The organism is Flavobacterium plurextorum (genome assembly GCF_002217395.1).
Lineage (GTDB): Bacteria > Bacteroidota > Bacteroidia > Flavobacteriales > Flavobacteriaceae > Flavobacterium > Flavobacterium plurextorum.
This window is the reverse complement of record NZ_MUHD01000053.1, coordinates 1-1074: the sequence shown is the minus strand read 5'-3', so window position 1 is coordinate 1074 and position 1074 is coordinate 1. Positions and strand designations below refer to the sequence as shown.

The window sequence follows — 1074 nt, the reverse complement described above, 5'->3', positions numbered from 1 at the left end:
GTATTTAAGTTCTTTGACATAATAATAAAATTTAAGTGATTAATAAAGGTACTCTTTTTTTAAAATATAAATAATTGAACAAATGATATTTACTAAAATTTAACACTAAAATTAATACGCGTAAGCTACTGCTTCATATTTGCCATTTCCTTTCTCAACAATACTTACAAACGGATAGCCATTTGAAGCTGACTTACTTTTGATTCTCATAGCTGTTTGATTCTTATTAGCAATTGGCGGTTCACCTTTTGTCCTTGTCGAAACACCTGTAAATGAAGCCACTTCTTTCAGTCCTATTGTCTTTTCTTGAGGCAGAACAGTTACCATTTTATAATCATCTTTTGAATCTACTATGATTTTATCAGATATTTTTTGTGTTTGATTTGTTTGTTTATTGGTTAATTTAGAAACAGCATACTTACTAATTTTAACTTCTTCAGAACTTCCGTTCAAGGAATAATAAATTAAACCATTTTCGTTTTTAATAAAATTCACATCAAGTTGTTCTCCATTGTGTTTTGTAATTTGATGTGTTTGCGAAATTGCAATGTTTGCAAATAAAACTGCCGATAATGTAAAAAATAAATTTTTCATAACATTTAAAATTTAAGGATTAAAAATTCTTAGTTCAAAATGAAAATCAAAATTTCGATACGTGTAAAACTAACTTCATGAAATTTACAAATTATAAATGCCTTCAAAAAAATACTTACATCGTAAACGTATTATCAAAAACAAATTACAACTATAAACTGACCATAAAATCAATTTTTAAAATTCAGGTTTAGAATTAACTCTAAAACTAAAAATGAAAATTTTTAAATTTTAGAAAAACTCCAATTCGATTCTTAAAACGTCAATTTTTGAAATTCTAAAATTTCATACTTGAGCTTTTTATAAAAATAGCAACTTTATAAACAATTGTATGTTAACAACCCGTTAAACTAAGAAAAATTAGGCTAAAAATTAAAATAAAGATCATAAAACAACAAAAAAACAAAAGTTAATTATTGATATTAAAGAAGTAAAAACGGCGCTTAAAATTAATTTATGAAGGTCATTTTTACTTAAATC

1 protein-coding gene is annotated in these 1074 nt (G+C 24.5%); it reads right to left on the bottom strand.

The features are described 5' to 3' along the window. Nucleotides 1-111 precede the first annotated feature (111 nt). Nucleotides 112-594 carry a hypothetical protein gene (locus B0A81_RS21045; RefSeq protein ID WP_089059836.1) on the bottom strand — a complete coding sequence of 161 codons (483 nt, stop codon included), beginning with the start codon at nucleotides 592-594 and terminating at the stop codon, nucleotides 112-114. Nucleotides 595-1074 lie beyond the last annotated feature (480 nt).